Genomic DNA, 3,753 nt, shown 5'->3' with positions numbered 1-3,753 from the left:
ATTTACAGTAGCTATTTTCTACTTTGTTGGCTGTATGTTTGTAGATCCGATTGTAGTGATAGTAATTCTTACTCCAATATTCTACAATGCAGCAATGGCAGCTGGAGTAGATCCAATACATTTAGGAGTATTGATAACTCTTCAAGCAGCTATAGGGTCTGCAACACCGCCCTTTGGATGTGATATTTTTACTGCCTGTGCAGTATTCGATAAATCATATCTAGATTCCATTAAGGGAACTCCACCTTACATAGTTATGCTTATAGGAGTATCTTTATTGGTTATTTTCTTTCCAGAAATTGCATTATTCTTGAGAAATATTGCAATGGCATAATATAAAAACTGTTTTCATTAATGAAGAGGAGGTGGGTAATTGATTAATATAAAACAAGAAGTAGAAGCATTAGAAGAAGAGCTAATTGATCTAAGGCGAGATTTTCACATGCATCCAGAATTAGGTTTTCAAGAATTCAGGACTTCTAAAATCATATATGAATATTTGAATAATCTTGGATTAGAAGTAAAAAAAATAGCTAAAACTGGTGTGGTAGGGCTTCTAAAAGGTGAAAAACCTGGGAAAACTCTAATACTTAGAGCGGATATGGATGCTTTACCAGTAACAGAAAAAACAGGATTAGACTATGCTTCAGTAAACAAAGGTTTAATGCATGCTTGTGGTCATGATGGGCATATAGCCATGTTACTCATTGCAGCAAAGATATTAGTTAATCATAAAGGTCAAATTAGTGGAAATATAAAATTTGTATTTCAACCTAATGAAGAAGAGGCTGGTGCTCTAGATATGATAAAGGAAGGCGTTCTTGAAGACCCTAAAGTCGACGGTGCTTTTGCCATACATTTATGGACTCCGTTAAAAAGTGGAGAAATAGGATTGGCAGAAGGACCGGTTATGGGAGCGTTAGAAGAGTTTGAATTAACTATTATGGGGAAAGCAGGCCATACTGGTTCACCCCATGAAGCAATAGATCCTATTTTAGCATCTACAAATATAATTCAAACATTACAGTCTATACAAACAAGAGAGATAGACCCATTATTGCCTACTGTTATTATGATAGGGAAAATTAATGGTGGCACTGGACGAAATATAATAGCGGATAAAGTTGAGATAGGAGGAACTATAAGATTTTTATTTAAAGATGAAGAAAAGGAAAAAGGAATTTTACTAGAAAAATTTGAAAGGGTTATAAAAGGGATATGTGAAGCGATGAATGTGAAATATAAATTGGATTTTATACCTAGCAATCCAGCTCTTTTAAATAATCAAGACATGGTAAATTATGTTAGGAAAGCATCAATTGAAACTTTTGGTGTAGATGATAATTTTGTTAAATATAGGTCTATGGCTGGTGAAGATTTTGCGGAATTCTCCCAAAGAGTTCCTAGCGTACTATATTTCATAGGTAATGGTAACGAAGAAAAAGAAACTAATTATCCTCATCACCATTCGAAATTTAATTTAGATGAAGACACACTTAAATATGGAGTAGAAATGCATATAAGGACGGCTATAGCCTTTTTAAATAATAAAAATTAAGGGGGATTATGTAATGAAAAAATTTATATTTAGTTTAATTGCGTTAGTGTTAGTTACTGCTTTACTAGTGGGTTGTGGTGGAGAAACAAATACAACGGATTCAACTTCAGAGCCATCAAATGGTGAAGATACAGAACAAGCTGCAAGTAGTGGAGAAACATATCATTGGAGATTTGCACATGAAGAAAATGATGGTAGTATTCAAGATGTTTATGTAAAGAAGTTTGCTGAAGTTCTTGAAGAAAAATCAAATGGAAGAATTACAATAGATATTTATCCAGTTGGTCAAATAGGAGATGCAACTCAACAAGCAGAATTGTTACAAAATGGTGGATTAGAATTTGCGATGATTTCACCAGGAAATACTGGTACATTAGTGCCTGAAAATCAATTATTTTCATTACATTTTTTATTCTCAGAGAACATGGATGTAAATAGAGAAGTATTTAAAACAAGTAAAGCTTTAAATGAAATGTTATCAGAAATATATTTAGAAAAAAATATACAAGTTCTTTCATATTGGACAGAAGGGCCTATGGAGTGGACTACTAGTAAACCAGTTAATACTCCTGATAAATGGAAGGGACTTAAAATGAGAACTATGCCTTCTCCAATGATTGTTGCCTCCTATGAAGCATATGGTGCTAATCCTACACCAGTGCCATATATGGAAGTATATAGCGGATTGCAATTAAATATGATAGAAGGGCAAGAAAACCCATTGTCAGCCATAGAGGAAATGAAATTCCATGAAGTTCAAGATTATTTAACTTTAGGATCTTCAAGTCTATATGTAACTTGTACAACTGTAAATCCAGATTTCTTTAATGGATTACCTGAAGATATTCAACAAATGATTCTAGACACAGCTGATGAATTAGTTGACTTTTCCTTTGAGGTACAAGAAGAACTTAACGGTGGAGCTTTAGATAAAATTGTGGAGTCAAGCGATATAGAAGTAGTCCATTTAACTGAGGAAGAAAGGGAAATGTTTAGAGAAGCTAGTCAAACTGCTTATGAAAAATATGTAGAAATGGTTGGTTCTGACGGAGAGGCAATTTTAAATAAACTTATTGAAGAAATAAAGGAAGTAGAAGCTAAGTATTAATAATAAAAATATTATTTAAAGATATATAAGGAGGCAGAGATATGTATAATAAATTTCCTGATGCTAGAATATTAGATGTTAATTTAACTAAAGGTGAAATAAAAACTAGAATAATTCCTGGGGATATTTATAGGTTATATCCAGGTGGTTCAGCATTAGGATTATATTTAATACTTCAAGATATGGATCCGAAAGCAGATCCTTTATCTCCAGAAAATATGTTAGTGTTTTCAGTATCTCCTTTTACTGGTTTACCCATTAGTGGTACAAGTAGGGTTACTGTTACTACAAAAAGCCCCCTTACAGGCACCATTGGGGATAGTCAAGCTGGAGGTTTTTTCCCTATGCATTTAAAATCCAATGGTTGGGACTCCGTATTGTTTAGAGGAAAATCAGAAAAACCAGTTTATCTATATATTGATGGGGATAAAGCCGAATTAAAAGATGCCCAAAATGTATGGGGAAAGGTAACTGGAGAAGCCGAAGAAATTATTCGAGATGAATTAGATAATAAAGATATAGAAATTGCTCAAATAGGTCCAGGAGGAGAAAACTTAGTAAAGTATGCTTCTATAATAAATATGTGCAATAGGGCTAATGGAAGAAATGGAACTGGTGCTGTAATGGGTTCTAAAAATTTAAAGGCATTAGTAATTAAAAAAGGCAAAGGTTTAGACCCATACGATAAAGAGGGGTTTTCTGAGTTTTCAAAACGAGTAGTAAATATGATTAAAGAAAATCCTAATGTGGAAGGATTAGGGGAACATGGTACCGATGGAGATTTAGAAGAATTTAGCAATGATGGTTTTTTGCCAACTAAGAATTGGACTACTGGATATTTTCCAGAAGGAGCTAAAAACATTACAGGTACCACAATGAGTGAAACTATATTGAAGAAAAGAGATACTTGTTATGGTTGTGCAGTAAGATGTAAAAGGGTAGTAGAAGTACCAGGAGTAGTAGATCCCCTATATGGTGGTCCAGAATATGAAACTGCTGCAGCTTTAGGTTCCTACTGTGGGATTAAAGATTTAGAAACTGTATCTTTGGCTAATCAACTTTGCAATATGTATGGAATAGATACTAT

At 33.5% G+C, this 3,753-nt stretch carries 4 protein-coding genes; all 4 read left to right on the top strand.

Annotated elements, in window-relative coordinates:
• Positions 1-334 (top strand): TRAP transporter large permease subunit (locus tag VK998_RS06490; RefSeq protein WP_325226721.1); only part of this gene is annotated, 334 nt, incomplete at its 5' end.
• Positions 335-373: 39 nt separating this feature from the next.
• A complete protein-coding gene (locus VK998_RS06485; RefSeq protein WP_325226719.1) occupies positions 374-1,558 on the top strand; it encodes a M20 metallopeptidase family protein in 1,185 nt (394 codons plus the stop codon).
• Positions 1,559-1,571: 13 nt separating this feature from the next.
• Positions 1,572-2,666, top strand: a complete 1,095-nt coding sequence (locus VK998_RS06480; protein WP_325226717.1) for a TRAP transporter substrate-binding protein — start codon at positions 1,572-1,574, stop codon at positions 2,664-2,666.
• A 41-nt stretch (positions 2,667-2,707) separates the two neighbouring features.
• Positions 2,708-3,753: aldehyde ferredoxin oxidoreductase N-terminal domain-containing protein (locus tag VK998_RS06475; protein ID WP_325226715.1), on the top strand; the 1,046-nt coding region annotated here is incomplete at its 3' end.

Source organism: Schnuerera sp. (assembly GCF_035459645.1).
Taxonomy (GTDB): domain Bacteria; phylum Bacillota; class Clostridia; order Tissierellales; family Tepidimicrobiaceae; genus Schnuerera.
Note: the sequence above shows the minus strand (reverse complement) of the source record. Positions and strands in the feature narration are given on the sequence as shown.